Consider the following 26265-nt stretch of genomic DNA (forward strand, 5'->3'; position numbering starts at 1 on the left):
CCAGCCGGGCCGCCACGCGCCCAGAGTTGAGATCGCGGTGATTGCTACCCCTCGCAGCAATCCCCTACCGGCCGACCGACCACCGGGCCACCCTGCGGCCAGCCTGCGGGCGAGTCCTCCCACGGTTCCTGACGGCCGTACGGGGTCAGGTCCAGGAACGGATATCCGACTGCCGAGTGGTCGAGCCCGCGCGCATACGCCGAATACGTGTGGAACACCTCGTCGCCGCGGCGCAGGAAAACGCTTGCGCCGGGCCAGTCTCCCCGCAGGTCGTCGTCGGACCAGCCGTCGGCGTGCAGTTCCTCGAGGGACTTGTAGTTGTATTCGACCGGCGCCCTGGCTGGGTCGAGAGTCACATGGAAGTCGTAGGTGAAGTCGCCGTCGCGCGACGAGTACCACGGGAACGTCCAGCCGTGCTGGTCTCGGTACCGGGCAATGCTCTCGTACGGCGCCCGGGACACGCATGCGAACGTCACGCCCTTGCCGTGCAACAACTCTCGGTCCCCTTCTGTGAACGTCAGGTCAGCTGCGGCGGTGCAACTCGGGCACCCGGCATCGATCGCGTCGATCCACATGAAGTGGTGGATGTAGAGCTGACTGCGGCCCTCGAACATGTCCAGCAGGCGGACGGCGCCGTCGGGTCCGTCGAAGACGTAGTCCTTCTCGATCTTCACCATCGGGAGTCGACGGCGTTCGGCGTTGACGGCGTCACGCAGGTGCGTCGCCTCCCGTTCCCGGGCCAGCAGCTTCGTGCGAGCCCCGATCCATTCCTCTCGTGTGACGACATCGGGATAGGCGGTTGGTTGTGCTGACATGGCATCACTCCTCTCAAATCGGCCTATACGAAGACAGACTCCGACTGCCGCCAAAAGTCATCGGCCCGCGTTAGTTTGTCCCTCATGGAGTGGCTGGCAGATCCCGCCTTTTTCGGCGGGCCCGGGCAGGGCTCGCGGCAGATCATCGAACTCGTGGTCGCGTTCGGCCTGACCGCGCTCATCGGACTGGAACGCGAAATCCAGGGCAAGAGTGCGGGTTTGCGTACGCAGACCATCGTCGGTACCGCGGCGGCGCTGATCATGCTGGTCAGCAAGTACGGGTTCGGCGACGTGCTGACCCCCGGCCTGGTGGTCGTCGACCCGTCGCGTGTCGCGGCCCAGATCGTTTCGGGTATCGGATTCCTCGGCGCGGGCATCATCATCGTGCGCCGGGGTTCGGTGCACGGACTGACCACCGCGGCCTCGGTGTGGGAGTCGGCAGCGATCGGCATGGCGGCCGGCGCGGGACTGTTGCTGCTGGCCACCGTGATGACCGGCATGCACCTGCTGATCATCATCGGATTCATGCCACTGGCCCGTCGCCTGGCTTCGCGACTGGGCGGGTCGGTGCGCCTGCACATCACCTACGCCGACGACCGCGGCGTCCTTCGCGACGTGCTCCAGGCGTGCGGCCGGCGGGACTGGCAGGTCACCGACCTGGAAGCCGATCCACCCGGAGAACCCCTCGAAGCGCCACCAGGCTATGTCGGTGTCCAGGTGACATTGGCCGGCTCCGGTGTCGTCGGGGCCGCCGCCGTGCTGGCCCTGCTCGACGGGGTCATCGGTGTGCGTCAAATCACAGAAGACCCCGACTGACGGCCGCGGATGCGGGTCAACGCCCGTTGTTCCTGTACGTTCCGCAGAACTAAGGGTGACGGGACGTATGACGCGCGAATTGACAGATTCTGAATACTTGGCCGAACTGGAGTCGGTGGCCGCCGACGCTCTCAACCAGCATCTGTCGCGATCGGTTCACTGGTATCCGCACGACTATGTGCCGTGGGCCAATGGGAAGAACTACGCGGCGGCGGGCGGCCAGGATTGGGACCCGGAACAGTCCCAGCTGAGTGAGCTGGCCAGGGCCGCGATGATCACCAACCTGCTCACGGAGGACAACCTCCCGTCCTACCACCGCGAGGCGATGGGCCATTTGTCGCTGGACAGCGCGTGGGGCACATGGGTCAACCGGTGGACCGCGGAGGAGAACCGGCACGGTATCGCTCTGCGCGACTACCTGGTGGTGAACCGTGGCGTGGACCCGATTGCTCTCGAGCAGGCACGGATCGAGCACGTAACCAACGGATTCGCGCCGACCGCCGAGGAGGAGGAAGCCATCGGCGCCGGCGCTCTGATGGCCATCGTCTATCCGACATTCCAGGAACTGGCCACAAGGGTCAGCCATCGCAACACCGGCAAGGTCTGCAACGACCCTGTGGCCGATCGCCTGCTGCAACGAGTGGCGGCCGATGAAAACCTGCACATGATTTTCTACCGGCAGATGAGTGCCGCTGCACTCGATCTGGCGCCAGACCAGACACTGCACTCGATCGCCTCGGTCATCGAGAAGTTCCGGATGCCCGGGACCGGCATGCCGAACTTCCGCCGCTACGGCGTTCTGATGGCCAAGCACGGAATCTACGATCTGCGACAGCATCTGGAGGAAGTCGTCTTGCCTCCGCTGCGTCAGTGGAAGATCTTCGACCGCACCGATTTCACCGCCCGCGGCGAGAAGCGCCGCGAGGAACTGGCTGCCTATCTGGAAACCATGGCGGCGCAAGCCAGCAGGTTTGAGGAACAACGCGACCGGCTGTTGGCGCGCGAAGCCGCACGCCAAGAAGAGCGCCAACCGACGGCAGTCGGCTAAACGCGCTTACGAATCAGGGCTGGTCAATCCGCGATCGCCTGGCGGACGTGTCCGGCGATCATCTCGTACACGCCGTGCGTGACGTCCGTTGCGTTGCTCATGATGTTGTAGCCGTGGTCGACTCCGGGCACCTCGTGGTACTCCACCAAAGCACCGACCGCGTCCAGCTTCTGGGCGTACCGCCATGCCTCGTCGCGCAGCCGGTCGTACTCAGCGGTGACGATCAACGCCGGGGCGATGCCGTGGATGCCGTCGGCGTTGTTGCCCCATGCCGGCGAGGCCAGCCGATCGCGGCGCCGGGCGGTGTCGGGGATGTACGCGGTGTCGAACACCTCGCTCATCCAGGGCCGCATCACGGCCTTGTCCCCCAGCGCAGAACGCTTGTCCTTGCTGGCCGTCACCAAATCCAGTGGCGCATAGTGCAGCATCTGCAGTTTGAGCGCAGGTCCGCCTTCTTGCAGGGCAAGCCGAGCCGCGGCCGCGGACAGGCTGCCACCGGCGCTCTGCCCACCCACACAGAGCTTGCCGCCGTCCCAGTCCCGGTCAGCGGCGGATGCCCAGACGAGAACGTCGTACACCTGCTCGACGGGGGCCGGAAACCGGTGCCCCGGCGCCAGCACGTAATCGGTGTTCACCACAACGACATTCGCGTGCGCGGCGAGGAAACGGCACCAGGGATCGTCCTGTTCGCGGTGGCCGACGACGAAGCCACCACCGTGGACGTTGACGTAGACACCTGCCGCATTACCACTCGGCTCTGGCCAGTACACCGTTGCCGCCGCATCGCCGTGCCGGGTCGGAATCACCACCGACGTTGTGTTGCCAACGATTTCAGGAAATCGAACGCCCGGCTTCGGCGCCGGATTGATAGTGGACGAGAACAGTCGGGCAACCGCATCGGCAACGATTGGTCTGGCGAGGATTGACACGAAGCCGACTGTACCGACGCCCGAACCGAAACCGTCGAACGTGGTTAACCCACACCCCGGCCGGCCCGGAACGATGCCACGCAACCGAGCGCTGCGAGCCCGGCGAAAACGGCGAACAGCCAACTGGCGCCGGCGGCGTCCGGCCGATCGACCGTATTGACGACGATGCCGGCCAGACCGGCACCGAACGCGCCACAGATCAGCTGGACCGTGTTGATCGCCGCCGCGGCCACCGTGCTCTGCGCGGGATCGCCGACCCGGCCCATCGCCCACACCGACAGGTGCGGCCACGCCATGCCGACGCCGATGCCGGTCACCAGGAGCGCGAACGCCCAGACTGCGACCACCGCCGGTGACGCGCCGTCGACCTGACTGACAGCCGCGGCGGCCAATCCGACCGCCATCACCAGCGGCGCCACCGCCACGATGCGCACCACCCGGGCGGAGGTGGTGACCGAGGCGCTGACGATCTCACTCACCGTCCAGCCCACACTCAGCGCGACGGCGAGAAAGCCCGCCATCAACGGCGCCAGGCCGGCCAGCCGCTGCCCGTACAGAGGCACGTACATGTCGGCCATGGTGGCTGCCATCAACACGCCCAGGGTCACATAGATCCACTTGAACGGCCCGGGCCCGTAGGCGGTCTGCGGCAATACGCTGACGGGCATCCGCCGGTCCACGACGATGAAGACGCCGACCAGCGCCACGCCGGCCGCCAGCAGTGCCACCATCACCGGCACGCTGCGCTGAATACCCGCGACGCTGATCGCCATGGCCGCGGAGCCGAGAATCACCAACGACCACACCGGAATCCGCAGCGGCTCCTGCACCCGCTCCCCGGATCTGCCCGGCAGGCTCAACGGCACCAGGATCATCACCGCGACGGTCAGGATCGCCAGCGCGCCGAACGCCCAGCGCCACGCGCCCAATTGCGCGAACAAGCCGCCGGACGAGGGGCCGAGCAGCGTCCCGACGCCCCACATCGCCGATACCAGGGCCGACGCCTTGGGCCAAAGCGATTGCGGCAGAGCCGTATTGATCACCGCGTACCCCAGCCCAGCCAGCGTGCCCCCCGCGGCGCCCTGCACCACCCGGCCGGCGAGCATCACTTCCATGGTCGGCGCCAGGGCGCATATGACGCTGCCGAGCGCGAAAACACTGAATCCCAGCAGATATGCGCGCCGCGGCCCGAACCGGGCCACCATGCCGCTGACCGTCGTCGCCGCCATCACCGAGGCGACGAGATACACCGTCGTGACCCACGCGTACAGCCGTCCGCCGCCGATGTCGGACACGGCACTCGGGAGCAGGCTGATGGTCAAGAACTCGTTGGTCGCGTACAGCGCAACGCCCCCGGCCAACACCGTCGACGCACCGAGGTACTTGGGACCCAGGAGTTCCCGCCAACTGCCGAGCGTCACGGTGTCGGCGCGTATGTCGGTCACGTCCGCGACGCTAGGGGCTCAACCGCGGTTGAGATCAAGGTGCGCTCATTTCAGCCCGGCCGCATCCATCCCGCGCAGTTCCTTCTTCAGGTCGGCCACCTCGTCACGAATGCGCGCGGCCAGCTCGAACTGCAGATCCCGGGCCGCCGTCATCATCTGCTCGGTGAGGTCCTTGATCAGGTCCGCCAACTCCGCACGCGGCATGTTCGCCGTATCGCGGCCCTCGACGATTCCGGCACTGACCGCACGCCCCGGCTCACCCTGGGCCCGGCGCCCGCGGGAGGCATTGCGGCCCGAGCCGCCGATCTCGACCGTCTCGGTGTCTTCAGCTTCGCGGTACACCTGGTCGAGGATGTCGGCGATCTTCTTCCGCAGCGGCTGCGGGTCGATGCCGTTCTCCTCGTTGTAGGCGACCTGCTTGGCGCGGCGCCGTTCGGTCTCCTCGATGGCCGCCTGCATGGAGTCGGTGATCTTGTCGGCGTACATGTGCACCTCGCCGGACACGTTGCGCGCCGCGCGGCCGATCGTCTGGATCAGGCTTCGCGTCGAGCGCAGGAAGCCCTCCTTGTCGGCATCGAGGATCGCGACGAGCGACACCTCGGGCAGGTCCAGGCCCTCACGGAGCAGATTGATGCCGACCAGGACGTCGTAGTCGCCGAGCCGCAGCTGGCGCAGCAGCTCGACGCGGCGCAGCGTGTCGACCTCGGAGTGCAGGTAACGCACGCGGATGCCGGTCTCCAGCAGATAGTCGGTGAGGTCCTCGGCCATCTTCTTGGTCAGCGTCGTGACCAGCACGCGCTCGTCGCGCTCGGTGCGCTTGCGGATTTCCCCGATGAGGTCGTCGATCTGGCCCTTGGTCGGTTTGACGACGATCTTGGGGTCGACCAGACCCGTCGGCCGGATGACCTGCTCGACGAACTCGCCGCCGGACTGGGCCATCTCGTAGGACCCGGGCGTCGCCGACAGGTACACCGTCTGGCCGATGCGGTCGGCGAACTCCTCCCAGGTCAGCGGCCGGTTGTCGACCGCCGACGGCAGCCGGAAGCCGAAGTCGACGAGGTTCCGCTTACGGGACATGTCGCCCTCGTACATGGCGCCGATCTGCGGCACCGTGACGTGTGACTCGTCGATGACGAGCAGGAAGTCCTCGGGGAAGTAATCCAGCAGCGTCGCCGGTGCCGAACCCGCGGCGCGGCCGTCGATGTGCCGCGAGTAGTTCTCGATGCCCGAGCAGAACCCGACCTGCTTCATCATCTCGACGTCGTAGTTGGTGCGCATCCGCAGCCGTTGCGCCTCCAGCAGCTTGCCCTGCCCCTCCAGCTGCGCGAGCCGCTCTTCCAGCTCCTGCTCGATGGTCGAGATCGCCATGGCCATGCGCTCCGGACCGGCCACATAGTGCGTGGCCGGGAAGATGCGCAGCGAATCGACCTTGCGCACCACGTCGCCGGTCAGCGGATGCAGGTAGTAGAGCGCCTCGACCTCGTCACCGAAGAATTCGATGCGTACCGCCAGTTCCTCGTACGACGGGATGATCTCGACGGTGTCGCCGCGCACCCGGAACGAGCCGCGGGTGAACGCCACGTCGTTGCGGTTGTACTGGATGTCGACCAGCAGGCGCAGCAGCCCGTCGCGCGGCACGTCGTCGCCGACCTTGAGTTCGACGGAGCGGTCCATGTACGACTGCGGGGTACCCAGGCCGTAGATGCACGACACCGACGCCACCACCACGACGTCGCGCCGCGACAGCAGGCTGGACGTCGCCGAGTGCCGCAGCCGCTCGACGTCGTCGTTGATCGAGCTGTCCTTCTCGATGTAGGTGTCCGTCTGGGCGATGTACGCCTCGGGCTGGTAGTAGTCGTAGTACGACACGAAGTACTCGACGGCGTTGTGCGGCAACATCTCCCGCAGCTCATTGGCCAGCTGGGCGGCCAGCGTCTTGTTGGGCGCCATCACCAGGGTGGGACGCTGCAGCCGCTCGATGAGCCAGGCGGTGGTCGCGGACTTGCCGGTACCGGTGGCACCGAGCAGCACCACGTCCCGCTCTCCCGCGGCGATGCGGCGCTCAAGCTCGTCGATGGCTGCCGGCTGGTCACCCGCCGGTTCGTACGGACTGACCACTTCGAAGCGCCCGCCGGCCCGCACCATGGCGTCGACCGGCCGGTATTCCGAGTGCGCGAGGACGGGGTATTCGGTCGCGAAGGCCATGAGTACCAGGGTAGAGGCGGGCACCGACAGGCGCTGCCGGTCACCGGACGAGCGCGTACGCTGGCGCCATCCACGCACCCAAGCACGAGACGTTCGACCTGGCCGCCCGCACGAACACCGATCCCAAAGGCATCGTGCGGGCCGTCGACGTGTACCGGGTTGAGCCGTGGGGCCTGTACATGGCGCGTCCCACCCCCGGCCGGCCGCAATTCCACTACCTGGAGTCGTGGCTGCTGCCGTCGATCGGTCTGCGGGCCAGCATCTTCCATTTCAATCCGGGATACGAACGCGACCAGGATTTCTACCTCGACGTCGGCCGGTTCACCGCCGGCGAGCAGTCCTGGACGTCCGAGGACCACTACCTGGACCTCGTCGTCCAATCGGGCAAGAGTGTCGAGCTGGAGGACGTCGACGAACTTCTCGACGCAGTGCGTCACCACCTCCTGAGCACCGACGACGGCGAACGCGCCATCACGGCGGCGACGGCCGCCATCGAGGGGCTGGCTCAACACAACTACCAGCTGAATAATTGGCTAGCCAGTCTCGGTATGTCACTGACCTGGCGCGACGGGTAATGTCAACAACCATGACATCGATCGGGCGCGGACGACTGGCCGCGGCATCGCTGGCGTGCGCCACCGCAGTGGCCACGAGCACGTCCCTGTTTCCCGCGGCCAGAGCGGCGGCCGATCCGGCTCCGCCGGCCCCGCCCGCACCGCCGGCGCTTCCGGCCGGCGACAGCACTCCGCGCAGTGCGGGACCGCACAACGTCACCTACAGAGCCCGGATCGACGGGGTCTCCCGCGGCACGCTGATCACCTATCGACTCACCGACTCGCAGCTCAACTCGGCGACGCCGTCGTTGCTCCCGGGCGAGTCGTTCGAAGCCTCGGCCGTGCTGAACGACTCGGCGAATGCCGGCATGCAGGTGTCGATCCAGTGGCCGTACTCGGCAAGCCTGCACTGCGAGATCCTGGTCGATGACGAGATCGTCGCCCAGGCCGACCAGTTTGTCGCCCCGCGTCTGACGCCCCAGCGCCAGGACCCCGGCTACGGCGTGCTCAGCTGCGGTTCGGTGACCGACTTCGACCCCGGCCAGCAGTACAGCGCGGAACTACCGGGCACCCCGGCCACACCGGCTACCCCGGTCGCGCACTAAGGCCGCCAACCGGTTTCGTCGGCCCAGGCCCAGGCCCGTCGGTACGCGCCGACGAGCCAGGGCTCCTTGGCGTCGGCGTATTCGCCGCTGCTGGCCGGCGCAGCAGCCATCGCATCGTGTTTGAGCGCCAGGTACTCGACGCGCTCCTCGGGATTGGCGGCGATCCAGGCCGGGAACAGCAACGCGAACTGCTGGCCGGGCCAGCCGTTGACCCGGATGTGCACGTTGGTCGGCCGCCCGGGATCGGCGGAGGCGTGAAAACGCTTCTGCCACAGCGTCTTGTCGTCGGTATGGTCGAATTCGGCGACGGCGCTGCGAGCGTCGTCCTTCGCGACATCCTCGGTGATGTCGGCGATCCGGGGGTATCCGGCGGCCAGCAGCAGGTCGGTGAGTTCGTCGGCCACCTCGAGTGACGGCACGGTCACCTGGATGTCGATGACGTCCTTGGCGTCCAGGCCCGGCACCGCCGTCGACCCGATGTGGTCGACCCGCACCGCCCGGTGGCCGCACGTGGTGTTCAGCCGGGCCACGATGCGGCGCGCCTGCTCGGGCCACGTCTCGTCGTACGACACCACGGCGGGTGCGACGGTGGCCGGCACGCCGGCACGCACGTTGCGCGCGAACGGAACGATGCGCTGCTCCCACAGTTCGCGGGCCGCGGCTGCCAGTTCGTCGGCGCTGCCGTGGTTGTCCAGCCAGACGTCCGCGACGGCCTTGCGCTGTTCGACGGTCGCCTGCGCCGCGATCCGGGCGCGGGCGTCCTCCTCCGAGAAGCCGCGGTACTCGACCAGCCGCGCGACGCGCACCTCCTCGTCGGCGTGCACCATGACGACCAACGGGAACAGCGGCGCCATCTGCGACTCGACGAGCAGCGGAATATCTTCCACCACAACCGAACCCACCGGCGCAGCGTCGATGAGCTCGGCACGGCGTTTGCCGACCAGCGGGTGCACGATGCCATTCAGGGTTTTGCGGGCGTCTTCGTCTTTGAACGCCACCGCTGCCAGGGCCGGACGGTTGAGCGAACCGTCCGGCAACAGGATGTCCTCGCCGAAGGCCGCCACGAGAGCGGCCAGCCCCTCAGTGCCGGGCTCCACCACCTCGCGGGCGATCACGTCACCGTCGACGACGATCCCGCCTTCCGCCGCGAAGGTCGATGACACAGTGGATTTTCCGGCGCCGATGCCGCCGCTCAGTCCGATACGAAGCACGGCATCAGTGTGTCAGGTCGCCCGGTCCGCCTCAGCCACGGACTCCCGTCATCTCGATGACCGCTCTGTCCAACGTGGTTTCAGCGACGGCCGAACCGTTGGTCAGGTCAACGGCCACCAGTCGCCGGGCATGCGGATCACTGACGTAGGCGGTGCCGCCTTGTACATGCACGTTAGGCATCGGCTCATGCCAGTCGTCGGGTTCCTGCCATGGCGCGATGACGCCGATGCGCGCGATCCGCTGGGCGGTCTTCGCATCGAATACGTGCAGCGCGCCGTCGGTGCCGAGAATGATCGCCTCACCACGCGGCCCGCGGTCCAGCGACCGGAAGCTGTAGCTGGCATCGAGCGGTACCACCGCGATCCGGCCGGTCTGCGTATCAGTCAGGGTAAACCGTTGGGGGCGTTCAAGTTCCGCGCCGGCTTCGGTCTTGTAGTCGCCGAGCACGATCGGAGACTCCGCGCTTCCCGCCTGATTGCCGATCCGCCCGTACGGCTCGGCACTGGCAGTTTTCTGAATCGTGTTGCCGCGCACGATGAGTATGCCGTTCTGACAGCCGAACGTCAGCACGCCGTCCGCGGCCGCGGCCTCGCCGTGCAGACCCGGACATTCGTCGTTGACCGCGATCGGCTTGCCTCCGGCGTCGCGGACCTCCAGACCGGTCCTCGAATGCGCGTCACCACGGCTCACGACCACTGACCCGTCACCGCGAGCGACGGCGACGCCATGATGAGCGGGAACGGCGAAATGCGAAGCCACTTCGGCCTTGCCGGCGAGCAGTGCGTGCGGGTCGACGATGTCCACCGCGCCGGTGCCGTCGAAGAACAGGGTGAGCTTGCCGTCGTGAGCGACGGCATGGCCGGGCTCGGCGCCGCTGAATCGCATACCGGTCGATCGCGGGGTGGCCGTGTAGTGATGCCCGTGGTCGCCGTGGTCATCGGTCCAGGTACCGAGGTCGAGAACCGTGAACCCACCGGATTGCGATACCAGCACATGCCGGCCGTCTGCGGCGGAATTGAGCCGCAAGAAGCCCTCGAGCGGAACGTCGCCGGCTGGTTCGAGTGTCTTCGCATCGAGCACCAGCACCCCGCCGTCATAGCTCAGGGCCAGCCGCGGGGTGCGCGCGGACTGTTCCACGGGAGCGGCGGCGGGGGTCGACTCGGTAGGGGCGTTGCGGGCTGGCGGGCCGGAGCACCCCGCGACCAGCACTGCCAGGGACAGTGCGGCCAGGAATCCATTGCGGTTGAACACGCCGCCCAGCCAAGCCGTTGATGAAAATTATTGTCAAATAGCTACGCGCGCACGTGTCCGACAAAAGAACTCCCCGGCTCGGTATGAGCCGGGGAGTTCTGTTGGGTTGCTACTTAGGCGTTGCCGGCGAGCTTCTCGCGCAGCGCCGCCAGCTGGGCGTCGCTGGCCAGGGTGCCACCGGTCGACTCCTCGGAACGCGAGGAACCGCTGGTCGCCGGACGGGCAGCTGCCTCGGCGTCGGCCGCGGCGAACTTCTCCATCTGGGCGGTGTGCATCTTGTGGCGACGCTCGGCCTCGGCGTACCGGGCCTCCCACTCGTCACGCTGCTTCTCGAAGCCTTCCAGCCATTCGTTGCTGTCGGCGTCGAAGCCCTCGGGGAAGATGTAGTTGCCCTGCTCGTCGTAGCTGTCGGCCATGCCGTACTTCGACGGGTCGAACTCCTCGGTGTAGTCCTCGTTGGCCTGCTTGAGGCTCAGCGAGATGCGGCGACGCTCCAGGTCGATGTCGATGACCTTGACCATCGCGTCGTCGCCGACCTGGACCACCTGGTCCGGGACCTCGACGTGGCGCTCGGACAGCTCCGAGATGTGCACCAGGCCCTCGATGCCCTCTTCGACGCGGACGAACGCGCCGAACGGAACCAGCTTGGTGACCTTGCCCGGGACGATCTGACCGATCGCGTGGGTGCGGGCGAAGTGGCGCCACGGGTCTTCCTGAGTCGCCTTGAGCGACAGCGAAACCCGCTCGCGATCCATGTCGACGTCCAGCACCTCGACGGTGACCTCGTCGCCCACCTGAACCACCTCGGACGGGTGATCGATGTGCTTCCAGGACAGCTCGGAGACGTGCACCAGGCCGTCCACGCCGCCCAGGTCGACGAACGCGCCGAAGTTGACGATCGAGGACACGACACCCTTGCGGATGGCGCCCTTGGTGAGCTGGTTGAGGAACTCGCTGCGAACCTCGGACTGGGTCTGCTCGAGCCACGCGCGACGCGACAGGACCACGTTGTTGCGGTTCTTGTCGAGCTCGATGATCTTGGCCTCGATCTCCTTGCCGATGTACGGCTGCAGATCGCGGACACGGCGCATCTCGACGAGCGATGCGGGCAGGAAGCCGCGCAGGCCGATGTCGAGGATCAGGCCGCCCTTGACGACCTCGATGACGGTGCCCTTGACGGCCTCGTCCTTCTCCTTGAGCTCCTCGATGGTGCCCCAGGCGCGCTCGTACTGAGCCCGCTTCTTGGAGAGGATCAGGCGGCCTTCCTTGTCCTCCTTGGTGAGAACGAGGGCTTCGACCTCATCGCCCACGGAAACGACCTCATTGGGGTCGACGTCGTGCTTGATGGAAAGTTCGCGAGAAGGGATGACACCTTCGGTCTTGTAGCCGATGTCGAGCAGGACCTCGTCACGGTCCACCTTGACGATGGTCCCTTCGACGATGTCGCCATCGTTGAAGTACTTGATGGTCTTGTCGATAGCGGCGAGAAAGTCCTCGGCCGAGCCAATGTCGTTGATGGCTACTTGCGGCGAGGTGATGGAGGGACTTGGCATGTGGTGGGATGCTCCGGACAGGTTGAATCGTAGGGACAAATTGGTTGTTTTTCCGTGACGCGTCGCGGCGTTACCGCCTGACGTCTCACGCGCACCCATAGCCCATGTGGACACAGGTACTTGTCGAGGGTACTAGACCCGTAGACGCAGGCCAAACGCGGTCTGCTCCACTGCAGGGGAATGCCGTTCCGCCGATAGTCTCGTGTCGTGTATCCCGCTCCGTCGCCCGTGCCGCCGCCATATCCGTACCTGGCGCCGATGCCGCGGCGAATCCGCAAGGTCGGTGCGCCCCTCGGCGTGATCATCGGGCTGGGTGTGCTGATCGGCTGCGTCCTGATCCTGACCACTCTGACCAATCCGATCGGCATGACCATCGGTTTCGTGCTGGCCAGCATCGCGACTGCGGTGGTACTGCTGACCTACCTGTGGTTCGACCGCTGGGAGCCCGAGCCACCGCGGCTGCTGATCTTCGCGTTCATCTGGGGCGCCTCCATCAGCGTCGTCATCTCGGTGGTCCTGGAAACCATGTCGACGCCGCTGCTGGGCAAGGAAGGCTTCGCCGCGATGGCCATCGGGGCACCGGTGATCGAAGAGGCCGCCAAGGGCGTGTTCCTGCTGCTGATGATGACGGGCAGGCGCCGCAACGAACTGAACTCGCTGACAGACTGCCTGGTCTACGCCGGTTTTGTCGCCGCGGGTTTCGCGTGGCTGGAGAACATCTTCTACATCGCGATGGGCGAGACGATCGCGCATTCCCTGCTGACCGCCGCGCTGCGGCTGATCATGGGTCCCTTCGCACATCCGCTGTTCACGAGCATGACCGGCATCGGCGTATACCTCGCCCTGCAGCACCGCGGCGCCGGTGCCAAGGTGCTCTATATCGGGCTCGGCTATCTCGCCGCGGTGGTCATGCACATGTTGTGGAACGGCTCGACCGTCGTCGGCGCAGGCGCGTATTTCGCGGTCTACCTGTTCTGGATGGTGCCGATCTTCACCCTCGCCATCGTCACCGGCGTGCTGGGCCGTCGTCGCGAGCAGCGGGTGGTCGCCGAGAAGCTGCCGGGGCTCATCGCCTCCGGGCTGATCACCCCCAACGAGGCGACGTGGCTCGGATCGATGCGCACGCGCAAGGCCGCGATCGCGACGGCGACGCGGATCGGCGGCGCCCCGGCCGGTAAATCGGTGAAGGAGTTCGCCGTGCAGGTCGTCGAGTTGGCATTCGTTCGGGACCGCATCGACCGGGGCCTGGCCGACCAGCAGACCTACCAGCGGCATGCCGAGGAGGCGTACTGGCTCACCGCCACCCGGGCGCAGGCCCCGGTGTTGCAGTGGCTGACCAACTACCGGGCGGCGTGACTTAACCATTTGCGCGGGTCAGCGATACTTCGTGCATGCTCGCGCACCTTCTCGACGTCCTGCCGGCGTTCCTGGTCGCGTCGGTGATCCTGGCAGCGCTGCCCGGACCGGCGACGGCACTGTTCCTGCACCGCTCGGTGCGCGACGGCCGCAAGGCCGGTCTGGCGGCCGTCGTCGGCAATGAGATCGGCGTCTGCGGGTGGACGCTCGCCGGCGGCGGCGGACTCTCGATCCTGCTGGCGGCCAATCACTGGCTGTCGCTGGCGCTGCACGTCGTCGGCGCCGCGATCATGATCTGGCTGGGCATCAGCGCCTGGCGCAGCGCGAAGCACCCCGCCGACATGGCCGCCGCCCTGCCCCTGCGCGGACGGACGCCGGGCGCGGCGTTCCGCGCGGCACTCGTGTCGATCGCCGCCAACCCGAAGGCCGCGGCCTTCGGCATCGTGGTGCTCCCCCAGTTCCTGCCGGCCGGCGGCCCGGTGCTGCCGACGCTGCTGGTGCTCGCCGCCATCCAGTTGGTGATCGACACCTCGTGGTGCGTCGGGGTCGTCCTAGCCGCCGACAAGGCACGAAACATCTTGAGCCGCACCCACGTTCGTCAGCGCATCGAACGCGCCATGGGCGCGATCCTCGTTGCGCTCGGTATCGGGCTGGCGGCCGACGCCTAGTCCTAGTGCGCCGCGGCGTCCCAACTGGGTCCGTAACCCACCGACACCTCGAGCGGCACGTCCAACGGGTAGGCACTGCCCATCTGCTCGCGCACCAGCGCCTCCAGCGCGTCGCGCTCCCCTTCGGCGACCTCGAACAACAGCTCGTCGTGCACCTGAAGCAGGATGCGTGACTTCAGCCCGGCGTCCTTCATCGCGCTGTCGACGTTGATCATCGCGACCTTGATGATGTCGGCGGCGCTGCCCTGGATGGGCGCGTTGAGCGCGGCCCGCTCGGCGGCTTCGCGGACGTTGCGGTTGCTGCTGTCGAGCTCCGGCAGGTAGCGCCGGCGCCCGAGCACCGTCGAGGTGTAGCCGTCCTTGCGGGCCTGTTCGACGACCGAGTGCAGGTAGTCGCGCACCCCGCCGAACCGGTCGAAGTACTGGTCCATCTGCTGCTTGGCCTCTTCGGTCGAGATCTTCAGCTGCGACGCCAGTCCGTAGGCCGACAACCCGTAGGCCAGGCCGTAGGACATGGCCTTGACCCGGCGGCGCAACTCTGCGGTGACCTCCTCGCTCGGCACGCCGAAGGCCCGCGACGCGACGAACGTGTGCAGGTCCTCGCCGGTGTTAAAGGCCTCGATCAGGCCGGCGTCGCCCGACAGGTGCGCCATGATGCGCATCTCGATCTGGCTGTAGTCGGCGGTCATGAGCTCGGTGAAGCCCTTGCCCACGACGAAGGCCTCACGGATCTGCCGGCCCGCTTCGGTGCGGATCGGGATGTTCTGCAGGTTCGGCTCGGTCGACGACAACCGGCCGGTGGCCGCGATCGTCTGGTTGAACGTGGTGTGGATGCGGCCGTCGGACGCGACCGCGTTCAGCAGCCCGTCGACGGTGACCTTGAGCCGGGTCGCGTCGCGGTGTGCCAGCAGATGCTGCAGGAACGGATGACCGGTCTTGTCCAGAAGTGATTGCAGCGCATCGGCATCCGTGGTGTAGCCGGTCTTGGTGCGCTTGGTCTTCGGCATCTCGAGCTTGTCGAACAGCACCACCTGCAGCTGCTTGGGCGAGCCCAGGTTGATCTGCTCGCCGATCGCCGCGTAGGCCGCCTCGGCGGCGTCACGAATCTGGTCGGAGAACTGGCTCTGCAGCCGGCCGAGCAGTTCGATGTCGACGGCGATGCCGGCGTTCTCCATCTCGGCGAGGGCCCGCTGCACGGGAAGCTCCATCTGGCCGAGCAGTGCCAGCGAGTCGATCCGGGCGAGTTCCACGTCGAGCGCATCGGCCAGATCACCGACGGCCGCGGCGCGCACGATCAGCGCCTGAACCGCGGCGTCGTCGACCTCATCGGGGTCGTCGAGCAGGGAAAGCTGTTGCTCCTCCGTGGTTTCCGCGCGCAGTTCGCGGCCGAGGTACCGCACCGACAGGTCGTCGAGGGCGAAGCTGCGCTGTCCCGGGCGCACCAGATAGGCGGCCAGCGCCGTATCCGAGGTGACGCCCGCGAGCGTCCAGCCGCGGCCCAGCAGGTCATGCCAGGCGAGCTTCGCCTCGTGGAGCGCCTTCGGCGGGCCCGGATCGGCCAGCCACGACGCGAGCGCCGCCTCGTCGTCGGCGTCCAGCCGCGCAGTGTCGATGTAGACGCCTTCGCCGCTGGCCGACACGATGGCGACCGCGGTGGCGTCGGCGTCGAAGGCCTTGTGGGTGCCGGCGACGGCCATACCGAAGCGGCTGCCGTTGCTGTGCTCGGCGAGCCAGGCCGCCAGGGTGCCCGGCTCCAGCAGGCCGCCGCGGACGTCGAAGCCGAGCTCGACCTCGGGCTCCACGGGCGACAGTGTCTCGAACAACCGGTCCCGCAGGACCCGGAACTCCAGGTCGTCGAACAGCTGGTGGATGCGGTCGCGGTCCCACGGCTGCACCCGCAGCGCTTCCGGGGTGTGCGCCAGCGGCACGTTCCGGACCAGGTCGGTCAGCTCACGGTTGAGGATGACGCTGGAGAGGTTGGCCCGCAGCGAGTCGCCGACCTTGCCCTTGACCTCGTCGACATGGTCGACCAGCGCCTGCAGCGAGCCGTACTGGTTGATCCATTTGGATGCGGTTTTCTCACCCACGCCGGGAATGCCGGGCAGGTTGTCGCTCGGGTCGCCGCGCAGGGCTGCGAAGTCCGGGTACTGGGTCGGGGTCAGGCCGTACTTCTCCACCACCGCGTCGGGGGTGAAGCGGTGCAGATCGCTGACGCCCTTCTTCGGGTACAGCACGGTCACGTCGTCGGTGACGAGCTGCAGCGAGTCACGGTCGCCGGTGACGACCAGCACCCGGAAATCCTCTGCCTCGGCCTGCGTGGCCAGCGTGGCGATCAGGTCGTCGGCCTCGAAGCCGTCTTCGGCCAGCACCGTGATGCCGAGCGCCCCCAGCACCTCTTTGGTGATGTCGATCTGGCCGCGGAACTCGTCGGGCGTAGCGGCCCGCCCCTCCTTGTACTCCGGGTACTTCTCCTTGCGGAACGTCTTGCGGGAGACGTCGAAGGCGGCGGCGACGTGCGTCGGCTTCTCGTCGCGCAGCAGATTGATGAGCATGGCGGTGAAGCCGTACACCGCGTTGGTGGTCAGGCCGCCCTGCGTCTTGAAGTTCTCGGCGGGCAGCGCGTAGAACGCCCGGAACGCCAGTGAGTTGCCGTCCAGCAGCATCAATGTGGGCTTGGTGGTCGGCGGGGCGTCCGTTGCGGTGGGGCTCACAGCCCTAACTCTATGCAACCGGCCCGACAGCCTTGGCGGGCGCTGGCGACGTCAGTCGGCGTTATTGGGCGATGGCGGGAACTCCGGGGGCCTGACGAACAGGTGGCACCGGTTTCGTCGAGGTGGGAGCGTCCTTGGGGAACTCCAAGCTGCCGGAATCGGGGATCGTGCAGATGAAGGCGCCACCGTTACCGGTGGTCGGATTACCGTACGCGGCTATGCAGCACTCCCATGCGCTCCCAGGACCCCGGTTTGCCTTGCAGTCCGCGTAGAACTGACTCCGAGTGCGGTTGTCGGCTCCGGCGACGGCAACCGATCCGCACAGAAGTCCGGCGGCGAGGGTGGTGGCGAGCAACGTGCGCGTTGCTGACCCAATTGGCGTGACGCGGGTGTCTGTCGTCATGGCCGGTCCTGTCCTGTGCCGTTGGTCTGACCCCACCCGAACCTGATCATAGGCTGAATATTTGCTGAAAGGGGAGGATTGGGCTCCCGGCGTTCAGCAGGGCCGTGCGCTCACGTGGTCGAAACGCCGCAGCTGCTCTCGGATCACATCGGGCCGGTCGTTGATCGCCGCGATGTGCCCGTCGGGCCGGACCAGCACGTACGAGCCGGCGGACACGTCGTAGTCGGGACCCGGCGCCAGACGCGCCTGAGGAACCCCGAAATCGAAGGCAGCTCCACCGAATTCGAGCACCGTCCAGTGCGGTCCGCGGAAGACGTCGAACAGGCGGCGCCCGTCGGGCAACAAGGCGTCGGGTGCGCGGTCGCCGGCCTGTAGCGCGCCCGGCCCGCTCTCCTCGCCGGCAAGGGGGCCGCCCCGGTAGCTGATGTCCAGCTGATGGATGGCCGACGGCGCCGTCCCGGTCGCGGCGAAGCCCTGGCGATGCAGCGCACCACTGAGCCGAAGCACGTCGGCCGCCACCGGCATGCGTTCAGCGGCGTAGCTGTCCAGCAGTGCGTCGGGCGCTCCAGCGAGCACGGCGGCCAGTTTCCAGCCGAGGTTGTAAGCGTCCTGCACACCCGTGTTGACGCCCTGTCCCCCGGCCGGCGAATGGACGTGGGCAGCGTCGCCCGCCAGCAGCACCCGGCCCATCCGGAACTGTTGCGCCATCAGCAGATTCACGCGGTACTCCGAAACCCACCGCAGGTCCGACAGCACCACGTCACGGCGCCCCGAGCGCTGTTCGAGCAGCTCCTGCATCCCGCCCAGGGTCAGAGGGGGCGGCTCCTCGCCCGGCGCCATCGTCACCACCAGCTGGAAGTGCTCGGTACCCGGCAGGTTCCACAGCGAGAACCGCGTGGCCTGGTCACCGTCGCCGGTCAGCAGGTGACAGCACCTGCCGTCGAGCCCGCGCGCCCGGACATCGCCGACGATGATGCGTTCCTCGGTCAGCGCACCGCCGAGAAACTCGACACCGGACACCTTGCGCACGGTGCTGCGACCGCCGTCTGCCCCGACGAGATAGTCCGCGCGGATCGGGCCGCGTTCGGTCTGCACGGTCACACCGTTGCCGTCTTGCTCGAAACCTGTTACCTCGGTGCCGAATTCGATGACGCCACCGAGTTCGACGAACCGTGCCGCCAGGATCTGGTCGGTCCGCCACTGCGGAATCAGCCACGTGAACGGATACGGCACGGCCGGTGTCGGCGCGAGTTCCGGCAGGCCCAAGACCTCGTAGATCGGCTTGGTCCAGACCTCCTCCGCGCCGCGGTACAGGCGCATGGGCGGAAACGGCTCGCCCGCTGCCAGCACCGCACCGATGACGCCCAGGTCGTCGAACACCTCGAGGGTGCGCGGTTGCAGTCCCTTGCCGCGCGAACCGGGAAACAACGCCTTGGCCCGGTCCAGCACGCGTACCGGTACGCCGCGGCGCGCCAGCTCGACGGCGAGCGTCAGTCCGGTCGGTCCCGCGCCGGCGATCACCACGCTCATCGGGCCCCACCCAGCAGGGGCAGCAGCACGTCGTCGATGAGCCGTGCGCTGAAGTCCGCGTCGACGGGGCGGTCGAGTTGCATCTGCCGCAGGATCATCGCCTCGGCGACGTCGTGGATCAGCTCGACGTCGGCGTCGGCGGGGATGTCGCCCCGCGCGATGGCGCGCTGAAGCGCGTCATGGAACGGCGAGAGCTCCTCTTTGTCCAGGTGTTGACGGAGGGCCGCGGCGAGTTGGTCGTCGTGACGCATGAGCGTCGCGAGTTCGGGGATGACCTGCGTCAACGGGTCGGCGACATCGGCCGCGACGGCGTCCATCACGGCGAACAGGTCGCTGCGCAGCGCTCCGGTATCAGGCATCGACGCGTTCCGGGCGGCGTCCGCGGCGTCGAGCGTCGCGCGGACGAGTTGAGCCTTGTTCGGCCAACGGCGATAGATGGTCGCCTTGCTCGCACCGGCTCGCGCGGCCACGGCATCGGTGGTCAATGCCGCGTAACCCCGCTCGACGAGCAACTCGGCCGTCGCGGCCAGCACCGCCTGTTCCCGCTCAGCTCCTCGCACCATGGCCAAAGTGTACGAAACCGTTTCGTACACCTCAACCGATTCAAGATGCTTTCCCGGTGTCCGGGACGAAACTGCAACACGTTTCAATTTCTTCCCGCCGCCGGTTACTCTGAGCTGGTGCCAGGAGTGACGGACGCCGGGAGTCAGCCGGCAATCGAAGGTTGGTGGGACACCGACGAGAGCGGTGCGCCGCACCTCATCGGGGCCAAGTGCCCACAATGCGGGACCTATGTTTTCCCGCCCCGCGCCAACAACTGCCCGAGCCCGGCTTGCGACAGTGACGTGCTTGAGCCCGTCGCATTGTCGCGTCGCGGCACGGTGTGGAGCTACACCGAGAACCGGTATCCCCCGCCGGCGCCGTACCCGGCAGCCGACCCGTTCGAGCCGTTCGCCATCGCCGCCGTCCAGCTGGAGGCCGAAGGCCTCATCGTGCTGGGCAAGGTCGTCGAGGGCACGCTCGCCGCAGACCTCAAGGTCGGCATGGAGATGGAACTGACCACCATGCCGCTGTACACCGATGCCGATGGCATCGAACGGACCACCTACGCCTGGGCGATTGCGGACGCGAGGAGCATGGAGGATTCCGCGAAATGACCACTCCAGATCCCTTGTACATCCTTGGTGCGGGCATGCACCCGTGGGGCAAGTGGGGCCGCGACTTCACCGAGTACGGCGTCGTCGCCGCCCGCGCCGCGCTGGCCGAGGCCGGCCTGGACTGGCGCCAGATCCAGCTGGTCGCCGGTGCCGACACCATCCGCAACGGCTACCCGGGCTTCATCGCCGGCTCGACGTTCGCCCAGAAGCTGGGCTGGAACGGTGTGCCGGTCTCGTCGTCGTACGCCGCGTGCGCCAGCGGCTCGCAGGCCCTGCAGAGCGCCCGCGCGCACATCCTCGCCGGCTTCTGCGACGTCGCACTGGTCATCGGCGCCGACACCACGCCCAAGGGTGCCTTCGCCCCGGTCGGTGGCGAGCGCAAGAACGACCCCGACTGGCAGCGCTTCCACCTGCTGGGCGCCATGAACCCGGTGTATTTCGCCCTGCTGGCCCGCCGCCGCATGGACCTGTACGGCGCCACCTCCGAGGACTTCGCCCAGATCAAGGTGAAGAACTCCAAGCACGGTCTGAACAACCCGAATGCCCGCTACCACAAGGAGGCTTCGGTCGAGGACGTGCTGGCCAGCCCGGTCGTCTCCGACCCGCTGCGGCAGCTGGACATCTGCGCCACCTCGGACGGCGCGGCGGCACTGATCGTGGCCAGCGCCGACTTCGCGCGCAAGCACCTCGGCTCGCTCGACGGCGTGCCGTCGGTGCGGGCGATCAGCACCGTCACGCCGCAGTACCCGCAGCACCTGCCCGAATTGCCGGACATCGCAACGGATTCCACCGCGGCCATCGCCGGACCGGAGCGGGTGTTCAAGGACCAGATCCTCGATGCGGCGTACGCCGAGGCCGGTATCGGTCCCGACGACGTCAACCTCGCAGAGGTCTACGACCTGTCGACCGCACTCGAACTCGACTGGTACGAACACCTCGGCCTGTGCGCCAAGGGCGAGGGCGAGCAGCTGCTGCGCTCCGGCGCCACCACCATCGGTGGCCGCGTACCGGTCAACCCGTCGGGCGGTCTGGCGTGCTTCGGTGAGGCCATCCCGGCCCAGGCCATCGCGCAGGTGTGTGAGCTGACCTGGCAGCTGAAGGGTCAGGCCACCGGCCGCCAGGTCGAGGGCGCCCGCGTGGGCGTGACCGCGAACCAGGGCCTGTTCGGCCACGGTTCGTCGGTGATCGTCGCGCGCTGATCTGCCCGCCGAACGTGAGCTTGTTGTCGAGATCTGCGGGGTTGTTCGCACATAAGCTCACGTTCGGTGATCAGCGTCAGAGTCAAACCCGGTAGCCGCAAAGGCCCGTTGGTCGAAACCAACGAAGACGGCTCCCTCACGGTCTACGTCCGCGAGCAGGCCGTCGACGGGAAGGCCAACACCGCGGTCATCCGGGTTCTCGCCGAGCATTTCGCGGTGCCGAAGTCGCGGGTGCAGCTGGTGTCCGGCGCCGCGGCCCGGATCAAGCGGTTCCGGATCGACGAATAGCGCGGGAATACTGCAGTCATGCCACGGATCACCGCCGTCCTCGGCGACATCACCCAGCAGGATGTCGATGCGATCGTCAACGCCGCCAACAGTGCGATGCGTGGTGGCGGTGGCGTGGACGGCGCGATCCACCGGGCGGGCGGCCCCGCTGTGCTCCAGGACTGCATCGAGCGCTTCCCGCACGGACTGGCGACGGGCGATGCCGGCTGGACCACCGCCGGCAATCTCCCGGCCCGGTGGGTGGTCCACACCGTCGGGCCGAATTACCGGGCAGGCCAACGTGATCCGGAGCTGCTGCGGTCCTGCTACCGGCGTTCCCTCGAAGTCGCGGACGAACTCGGTGCGCGGAGCGTGGCCTTCCCGTTGATCAGCGCGGGTATCTACGGGTGGCCGTTGCACGATGCGATCATGATTGCCGCTGAAACGATTTCGTCGGCCGCCACAAAGGTCGACGACGCCCGCCTGGTGGCGATCGACGACGACATCGTCAACCGAATCGACGCTCAGTTGCGCCGAGCATGAGCTTACGTCCGAAATTTCGCAGGTTCTTCGAACACAAGATCATGTTCGGCGGAAAGACAGCTCAGGCGACGCCGAGATAGGCCGCTCGGATGCTGTCGTCCTTCAACAGGTCACGGGCATTGCCACTGCGGGTGACGGCGCCGGTCTCCAGGATGTAGGCCCGATCGGACCGGCTCAGCGCCTGTTGCGCATTCTGCTCGACCAGCAGCACCGTGGTGCCCTGGGCGTTGATCTCGGAGATGATCCGGAAGATCTGCGATATCACCATGGGCGCCAAGCCCATCGACGGCTCGTCGAGCAGCAGCACCTTGGGCCGGGCCATCAGCGCGCGGCCGATCGCCAGCATCTGCTGCTCGCCGCCGGACAGCGTGCCGCCGGCCTGTGACCGCCGTTCGGCCAGCCGCGGGAACGTCGTCAGCACCCAGTCGAGACGCTCATCGTGGTCGTGCTTCGACTCGAATTTGCGTCCATAGCAACCCATCTCCAGGTTCTCGACCACTGTCATGCCGGGGAAGACACCGCGACCCTCGGGAGCCTGGATGAGACCCCGGGTGACCCGTTGGTGCGCCTTGACCTTGGAGATGTCCTGGCCGTCGAACCACACCGAACCCGACGTCAATGACCTCAGGCCGGAGATGGCCCGCATCATCGTGGTCTTGCCTGCGCCGTTGGAACCGAGCAGGGTCACCAGTTCGCCCTCCCGAACGACCAGCGAAACCCCGTGCAGCGCTTCAATTCTGCCGTAGTGGACGACGGCGTCACGGACCTCCAGCAGCACCGGCCGCGGGTCGAGGTCGGCGGGTTCAGAGCTGGTCATCGGGCACCCCCAGGTAAGCGGCGATGACCTTCGGGTCCTCGCGAATCTCGGCCGGTAGGCCTTCGGCGATCTTGCGGCCGAACTCCAGGACCACGATCCGGTCGGTGACGCCCATGACCAGCCGCATGTCGTGTTCGATCAGCAGCACGGTGTAGCCGTCCTCCCGGATGGCGTGGATCAGGTCGATGAGTGCGGACTTCTCGCTCGGGTTGAAGCCGGCGGCCGGCTCGTCCAGGCACAGCAGTTTCGGCTCGGTGGCCAGGGCCCGGGCGATCTCCAGCCGCCGCTGGTCGCCGTAGGACAGGTTCCGCGCCTTCTCCTCGCCGCGGTGTGCGATGCCCACGAATTGCAGCAGCGCCGCGGCACGTTCGATGGCGTCGCGTTCCTCGCGACGGTGCCGCGCGGTGCGCACCAGCGCGCCGGGCACCGACGTCTTGTGCCGGGCGTCGGTGCCGACGACGACGTTCTCCAGCGCCGTCATCTCGCCCCACAGCCGGATGTTCTGGAAGGTCCGCGCGATGCCGCGCCGGGTGATCTCGTGGCGCTTGATCTTGCCGAGCGGTGCGCCGTCGAACATCACCGAACCGGACGACGGCCGGTACACGCCGGTGATCGCGTTGAAGCACGTGGTCTTGCCGGCGCCGTTGGGGCCGATGAGACCGAGGATCTCGCCGCGCCGGATGTCGAACGTCACCGCATCGAGCGCAGTGAGTCCCCCGAACTTGACGGTGAGATCGGTTGTCGCCAAGAGCTTCTCACCCTCGGCGACCTGCACGTCACGGTGCAGCGCGGCGAGTTCCTCGTCGGGTGCGGGCTCGAACGGCTGTGTCATGGGCGATCCCGCTCCGCTTGTCGCTTGGCTCTCATGCCGCCGCCTTCGATTCGTCGGCATTGCGCAGCAGCCGGCGTGCCGAATTCCCATACGCCAGCAGCTGCTGGCGTACCGGGAACAGCCCCTGCGGCCGGAAGATCATCAGCACCACCAGAGCCAGGCCGAAAAACAGGTACTTGAGGTCACCGAGATTGATGCCGAGCACATGCACCCCGAGCAGGCGGTTGGGCAGGTACACGATGATGAACGCACCGATGATCACGCCGAGCTTGTTGCCCTGCCCGCCGAGGACCACGGCGCACAGGAACAGCATCGAGTTGATGATGTTGAAGGTGGGGGGCGCGACGTACTGAACCTGGCCGGCATACAGCGCGCCCGACAGGCCGCCGATGCCCGCGCCGATGACAAACGCCCACAGCTTGAACTTGAAGGTGTTGACGCCCATGACTTCCGCGGCGTCCTCGTCCTCGCGGATGGCGACCCACGCGCGCCCGACGCGGCTCCGTTCCAGGTTGCCGACGAGCAGCAGGATGGCGACCATGAGCGCCAGGCCCAGCCAGAACCACCAGGTGCCGTAGTTGGCCTGACCGGCCGAGTTACCGCTGGAGAACACGCCGTTGGGCAGGTCCGCGTTCTCCCCCACGCGCGGATAGGCGATCTGGTTGAGTCCGCGGGCGCCGTTGGTCAGGTCGGAGAGATTGTCGGCCAGGAGTCGGATGATCTCGCCGAAGCCCAAGGTGACGATGGCGAGGTAGTCGCCGCGCAGGCGCAGCGTCGGGATACCCAGTACCAGGCCCGCCATGGCGGTGACCGCCATGGCCAGTGGCACGCACGCCAGCCAGGCCCAGTCCTTGTCGAGGAACCCGTCGGCACCGACCTGGTTCCACGGACTGTCGGGGCTGGTCAGCAGCGCGACGGTGTAGGCGCCGACGGCGTAGAACCCGACATAGCCGAGGTCGAGCAATCCGGCTTGGCCCACAACGACATTGAGGCCGATCGCGATGATCGCGACCATCGCGAACTGCGCCATGGTGCCACCGAAGCTGATGCCGGGTGTGTTGAGGAACGACGGGGTGTACAGCGGCAGCATCGCCACCACGGTGAACAGGAGGGCCCCGAAGACCCACTTCGCAGGCCGGCTCTGCTGGTCCCACCACTGCCGCATCTGGTCGCCGGGTGCCAGCAGGAACCTGGCACGGCCCCCGTTCCGGTGCTGAGCGCTCATGCGCGTGCCTTCCCGAGACTTTCACCGAGTATCCCGGTGGGACGGACCAGCAGCACCAGTACGAGCAGGACGAATGCCACCACATCGCGCCATTGGGTGCCGAAGAACGCCTGGCCGTAGTTCTCCATGATGCCGAGGATCAACCCACCGAGCAGCGCGCCGCGCAGGTTGCCGATGCCGCCGAGGACCGCGGCCGAGAATGCCTTGATTCCCAACAGGAATCCGCCCGAGTAGATGATGCCCTGCGGCACCTTCAGGGTGTAGAGCAGCGCGGCGGCACCTGCCAGCAGGCCACCGATGAGGAACGTCGTCATGATGATGCGCTCCCGGGACACGCCCATGAGGGTGGCGGTTGTCGGGTCCTGCGCGACGGCGCGGATGCCGCGGCCGAACTTGGTGCGGTTCAGCGCGATGTCGGTGAGCAGCGCCAGCACGATGGCGGCCACCACGATGACGACGGTGACGTTCGAGATGTTCGCGCTGAAGAGCGTGAACTGAGTCTTGGGTTGCACCAGGATGATCGGCTGCTGGGCATTGCTGCCGCCGAAACCTTTGAGGATTTTCGGCAGCACGAAGTGCACGAACTCCTGCAGCACGAACGACATGCCGATGGCGGTGATGAGGAAGGTCAGCCCGCGCGCATTGCGGCGGCGCAGCGGCCGGTAGGCCACGACCTCCAGCCCGACGGCCGCGGCGCCGGAGACCAGCATCGCGACCAGCATGGCGATGCCCAGGTAGAAGATCGTCAACCCGATGCCCAGGTTGTACGCGTTTCCGCTGGGCTTGAAACCGAGAATGATCTCGAGGGCGAAGTAGGCGCCGAACATGCCGAGCATGAAGATTTCCGAGTGCGCGAAGTTGATCAGTCGCAACACGCCGAACACCAGGGTGTAGCCGACGGCGACCAGGGCATAGATCGCGCCCCACGACAAGCCATCAATCGTCAACTGCCAGAACCCGTTCACCAGGTTGTCGACGTTGAAATTGATATTGGCCGCGGTGCACACGTAGTGGCCGACGCAGTCGGATGTCATCAGGTGGCGGCTCCTTGATCAGCGCGGTGGTGAGGGTCCAGGAACGACGACGCGCCCGGCACAGGGTCCGGACGCGTCGTCGTCTGCAGG

At 67.1% G+C, this 26265-nt stretch carries 24 protein-coding genes; 10 read left to right on the forward strand and 14 right to left on the reverse strand.

Going from position 1 to position 26265, the window contains the following annotated elements:
- Nucleotides 1–44 precede the first annotated feature (44 nt).
- Complete coding sequence (locus QRN63_RS11020) at nucleotides 45–815, reverse strand: DUF899 domain-containing protein (protein ID WP_267317835.1); 771 nt, start codon at nucleotides 813–815, stop codon at nucleotides 45–47.
- Between the two features lie 84 nt (nucleotides 816–899).
- Here QRN63_RS11020 and QRN63_RS11025 point away from each other — a divergent pair, with 84 nt between their 5' ends.
- Both QRN63_RS11025 and QRN63_RS11030 read left to right on the forward strand, forming a co-directional pair.
- On the forward strand, nucleotides 900–1631 hold the full coding sequence (locus tag QRN63_RS11025; protein WP_285030795.1) for an MgtC/SapB family protein: 732 nt from the start codon (nucleotides 900–902) through the stop codon (nucleotides 1629–1631).
- Nucleotides 1632–1698: 67 nt separating this feature from the next.
- Entirely contained in the window at nucleotides 1699–2679 is a 981-nt protein-coding gene (locus QRN63_RS11030) for an acyl-ACP desaturase (RefSeq protein WP_267317837.1), read from the forward strand.
- A 23-nt stretch (nucleotides 2680–2702) separates the two neighbouring features.
- On the opposite strand, the gene QRN63_RS11035 is transcribed toward QRN63_RS11030, so the two are convergent.
- The 3 genes from QRN63_RS11035 to uvrB are packed head-to-tail and all read right to left on the reverse strand — an operon-like array spanning nucleotide 2703 to nucleotide 7258.
- Nucleotides 2703–3608: an alpha/beta hydrolase gene (locus tag QRN63_RS11035; protein ID WP_285030796.1), complete on the reverse strand. Its 906-nt coding sequence runs from the start codon at nucleotides 3606–3608 to the stop codon at nucleotides 2703–2705.
- A gap of 44 nt (nucleotides 3609–3652) precedes the next feature.
- Complete coding sequence (locus QRN63_RS11040; protein ID WP_285030797.1) at nucleotides 3653–5053, reverse strand: MFS transporter; 1401 nt, start codon at nucleotides 5051–5053, stop codon at nucleotides 3653–3655.
- A 45-nt stretch (nucleotides 5054–5098) separates the two neighbouring features.
- Nucleotides 5099–7258 (reverse strand): excinuclease ABC subunit UvrB, encoded by a 2160-nt coding sequence (gene uvrB / locus QRN63_RS11045; protein WP_267317840.1) that lies wholly within the window; start codon nucleotides 7256–7258, stop codon nucleotides 5099–5101.
- 68 nt (nucleotides 7259–7326) lie between these two features.
- Here uvrB and QRN63_RS11050 point away from each other — a divergent pair, with 68 nt between their 5' ends.
- Nucleotides 7327–7833, forward strand: coding sequence for a ribonuclease FAU-1 family protein (locus tag QRN63_RS11050; protein ID WP_267318043.1), 507 nt, complete (start codon nucleotides 7327–7329; stop codon nucleotides 7831–7833).
- Nucleotides 7834–7844: 11 nt separating this feature from the next.
- Nucleotides 7845–8417 carry a hypothetical protein gene (locus tag QRN63_RS11055; RefSeq protein ID WP_285030798.1) on the forward strand — a complete coding sequence of 191 codons (573 nt, stop codon included), beginning with the start codon at nucleotides 7845–7847 and terminating at the stop codon, nucleotides 8415–8417.
- Here QRN63_RS11055 and coaE read toward each other — a convergent pair.
- From coaE to rpsA, 3 genes are all read right to left on the reverse strand, one after another.
- Nucleotides 8414–9628: a dephospho-CoA kinase gene (gene coaE / locus QRN63_RS11060; protein ID WP_267317842.1), complete on the reverse strand. Its 1215-nt coding sequence runs from the start codon at nucleotides 9626–9628 to the stop codon at nucleotides 8414–8416. The genes QRN63_RS11055 and coaE overlap by 4 nt on opposite strands.
- A gap of 31 nt (nucleotides 9629–9659) precedes the next feature.
- Complete coding sequence (locus QRN63_RS11065) at nucleotides 9660–10880, reverse strand: hypothetical protein (RefSeq protein ID WP_502888112.1); 1221 nt, start codon at nucleotides 10878–10880, stop codon at nucleotides 9660–9662.
- A 113-nt stretch (nucleotides 10881–10993) separates the two neighbouring features.
- Entirely contained in the window at nucleotides 10994–12433 is a 1440-nt protein-coding gene (gene rpsA / locus QRN63_RS11070; protein ID WP_061006315.1) for a 30S ribosomal protein S1, read from the reverse strand.
- Between the two features lie 258 nt (nucleotides 12434–12691).
- On the opposite strand from rpsA, the gene QRN63_RS11075 reads away from it, so the two are divergent.
- Both QRN63_RS11075 and QRN63_RS11080 read left to right on the forward strand, forming a co-directional pair.
- A complete protein-coding gene (locus QRN63_RS11075) occupies nucleotides 12692–13789 on the forward strand; it encodes a PrsW family intramembrane metalloprotease (RefSeq protein ID WP_267318045.1) in 1098 nt (365 codons plus the stop codon).
- Between the two features lie 35 nt (nucleotides 13790–13824).
- A complete protein-coding gene (locus QRN63_RS11080) occupies nucleotides 13825–14457 on the forward strand; it encodes a LysE family translocator (RefSeq protein ID WP_285030799.1) in 633 nt (210 codons plus the stop codon).
- A gap of 2 nt (nucleotides 14458–14459) precedes the next feature.
- On the opposite strand, the gene polA is transcribed toward QRN63_RS11080, so the two are convergent.
- From polA to QRN63_RS11095, 3 genes are all read right to left on the reverse strand, one after another.
- A complete protein-coding gene (polA, locus tag QRN63_RS11085; RefSeq protein ID WP_285030895.1) occupies nucleotides 14460–17120 on the reverse strand; it encodes a DNA polymerase I in 2661 nt (886 codons plus the stop codon).
- A gap of 544 nt (nucleotides 17121–17664) precedes the next feature.
- Entirely contained in the window at nucleotides 17665–19101 is a 1437-nt protein-coding gene (locus QRN63_RS11090) for an FAD-dependent monooxygenase (protein WP_285030800.1), read from the reverse strand.
- Nucleotides 19098–19664 carry a TetR/AcrR family transcriptional regulator gene (locus QRN63_RS11095; RefSeq protein ID WP_285030801.1) on the reverse strand — a complete coding sequence of 189 codons (567 nt, stop codon included), beginning with the start codon at nucleotides 19662–19664 and terminating at the stop codon, nucleotides 19098–19100. The genes QRN63_RS11090 and QRN63_RS11095 overlap by 4 nt, the downstream gene beginning before the upstream one ends.
- Nucleotides 19665–19781: 117 nt before the next feature.
- Here QRN63_RS11095 and QRN63_RS11100 point away from each other — a divergent pair, with 117 nt between their 5' ends.
- From QRN63_RS11100 to QRN63_RS11115, 4 genes are all read left to right on the forward strand, one after another.
- Entirely contained in the window at nucleotides 19782–20258 is a 477-nt protein-coding gene (locus tag QRN63_RS11100; RefSeq protein ID WP_502888113.1) for a Zn-ribbon domain-containing OB-fold protein, read from the forward strand.
- Nucleotides 20255–21457, forward strand: coding sequence for a lipid-transfer protein (locus QRN63_RS11105; RefSeq protein ID WP_267317848.1), 1203 nt, complete (start codon nucleotides 20255–20257; stop codon nucleotides 21455–21457). Before QRN63_RS11100 ends, QRN63_RS11105 begins: the two co-directional genes overlap by 4 nt.
- 66 nt (nucleotides 21458–21523) lie before the next feature.
- A complete protein-coding gene (locus tag QRN63_RS11110; RefSeq protein ID WP_410506062.1) occupies nucleotides 21524–21745 on the forward strand; it encodes a DUF167 domain-containing protein in 222 nt (73 codons plus the stop codon).
- Between the two features lie 18 nt (nucleotides 21746–21763).
- Nucleotides 21764–22267, forward strand: coding sequence for an O-acetyl-ADP-ribose deacetylase (locus QRN63_RS11115; RefSeq protein ID WP_285030802.1), 504 nt, complete (start codon nucleotides 21764–21766; stop codon nucleotides 22265–22267).
- Between the two features lie 61 nt (nucleotides 22268–22328).
- On the opposite strand, the gene QRN63_RS11120 is transcribed toward QRN63_RS11115, so the two are convergent.
- Genes QRN63_RS11120 through QRN63_RS11135 form a run of 4 tightly spaced genes read right to left on the reverse strand, consistent with a single transcriptional unit; the run spans nucleotide 22329 to nucleotide 26175 of the window.
- Nucleotides 22329–23084, reverse strand: coding sequence for an ABC transporter ATP-binding protein (locus tag QRN63_RS11120; RefSeq protein ID WP_267317850.1), 756 nt, complete (start codon nucleotides 23082–23084; stop codon nucleotides 22329–22331).
- On the reverse strand, nucleotides 23071–23916 hold the full coding sequence (locus QRN63_RS11125) for an ABC transporter ATP-binding protein (protein WP_267317851.1): 846 nt from the start codon (nucleotides 23914–23916) through the stop codon (nucleotides 23071–23073). The genes QRN63_RS11120 and QRN63_RS11125 overlap by 14 nt, the downstream gene beginning before the upstream one ends.
- A 31-nt stretch (nucleotides 23917–23947) precedes the next feature.
- Entirely contained in the window at nucleotides 23948–25141 is a 1194-nt protein-coding gene (locus tag QRN63_RS11130) for a branched-chain amino acid ABC transporter permease (RefSeq protein ID WP_267317852.1), read from the reverse strand.
- Complete coding sequence (locus QRN63_RS11135) at nucleotides 25138–26175, reverse strand: branched-chain amino acid ABC transporter permease (protein ID WP_267317853.1); 1038 nt, start codon at nucleotides 26173–26175, stop codon at nucleotides 25138–25140. The genes QRN63_RS11130 and QRN63_RS11135 overlap by 4 nt, the downstream gene beginning before the upstream one ends.
- Nucleotides 26176–26265: the final 90 nt, after the last annotated feature.

Source organism: Mycolicibacterium sp. lyk4-40-TYG-92, assembly GCF_030209435.1.
Classification (GTDB): domain Bacteria; phylum Actinomycetota; class Actinomycetes; order Mycobacteriales; family Mycobacteriaceae; genus Mycobacterium.

What these genes read in the sequence shown, in the direction of transcription:
- QRN63_RS11020 (WP_267317835.1), bottom strand. Translation starts at nt 815, where the DNA reads ATGTCAGCACAACCAACCGCCTATCCCGATGTCGTCACACGAGAGGAA.
- QRN63_RS11025 (WP_285030795.1), top strand. Translation starts at nt 900, where the DNA reads ATGGAGTGGCTGGCAGATCCCGCCTTTTTCGGCGGGCCCGGGCAGGGC.
- QRN63_RS11030 (WP_267317837.1), top strand. Translation starts at nt 1,699, where the DNA reads ATGACGCGCGAATTGACAGATTCTGAATACTTGGCCGAACTGGAGTCG.
- uvrB (WP_267317840.1), bottom strand. Translation starts at nt 7,258, where the DNA reads ATGGCCTTCGCGACCGAATACCCCGTCCTCGCGCACTCGGAATACCGG.
- QRN63_RS11055 (WP_285030798.1), top strand. Translation starts at nt 7,845, where the DNA reads ATGACATCGATCGGGCGCGGACGACTGGCCGCGGCATCGCTGGCGTGC.
- rpsA (WP_061006315.1), bottom strand. Translation starts at nt 12,433, where the DNA reads ATGCCAAGTCCCTCCATCACCTCGCCGCAAGTAGCCATCAACGACATT.
- QRN63_RS11075 (WP_267318045.1), top strand. Translation starts at nt 12,692, where the DNA reads ATGCCGCGGCGAATCCGCAAGGTCGGTGCGCCCCTCGGCGTGATCATC.
- QRN63_RS11080 (WP_285030799.1), top strand. Translation starts at nt 13,825, where the DNA reads ATGCTCGCGCACCTTCTCGACGTCCTGCCGGCGTTCCTGGTCGCGTCG.
- polA (WP_285030895.1), bottom strand. Translation starts at nt 17,120, where the DNA reads ATGCTGCTGGACGGCAACTCACTGGCGTTCCGGGCGTTCTACGCGCTG.
- QRN63_RS11090 (WP_285030800.1), bottom strand. Translation starts at nt 19,101, where the DNA reads ATGAGCGTGGTGATCGCCGGCGCGGGACCGACCGGACTGACGCTCGCC.
- QRN63_RS11095 (WP_285030801.1), bottom strand. Translation starts at nt 19,664, where the DNA reads ATGGTGCGAGGAGCTGAGCGGGAACAGGCGGTGCTGGCCGCGACGGCC.
- QRN63_RS11105 (WP_267317848.1), top strand. Translation starts at nt 20,255, where the DNA reads ATGACCACTCCAGATCCCTTGTACATCCTTGGTGCGGGCATGCACCCG.
- QRN63_RS11115 (WP_285030802.1), top strand. Translation starts at nt 21,764, where the DNA reads ATGCCACGGATCACCGCCGTCCTCGGCGACATCACCCAGCAGGATGTC.
- QRN63_RS11120 (WP_267317850.1), bottom strand. Translation starts at nt 23,084, where the DNA reads ATGACCAGCTCTGAACCCGCCGACCTCGACCCGCGGCCGGTGCTGCTG.
- QRN63_RS11125 (WP_267317851.1), bottom strand. Translation starts at nt 23,916, where the DNA reads ATGACACAGCCGTTCGAGCCCGCACCCGACGAGGAACTCGCCGCGCTG.
- QRN63_RS11130 (WP_267317852.1), bottom strand. Translation starts at nt 25,141, where the DNA reads ATGAGCGCTCAGCACCGGAACGGGGGCCGTGCCAGGTTCCTGCTGGCA.
- QRN63_RS11135 (WP_267317853.1), bottom strand. Translation starts at nt 26,175, where the DNA reads ATGACATCCGACTGCGTCGGCCACTACGTGTGCACCGCGGCCAATATC.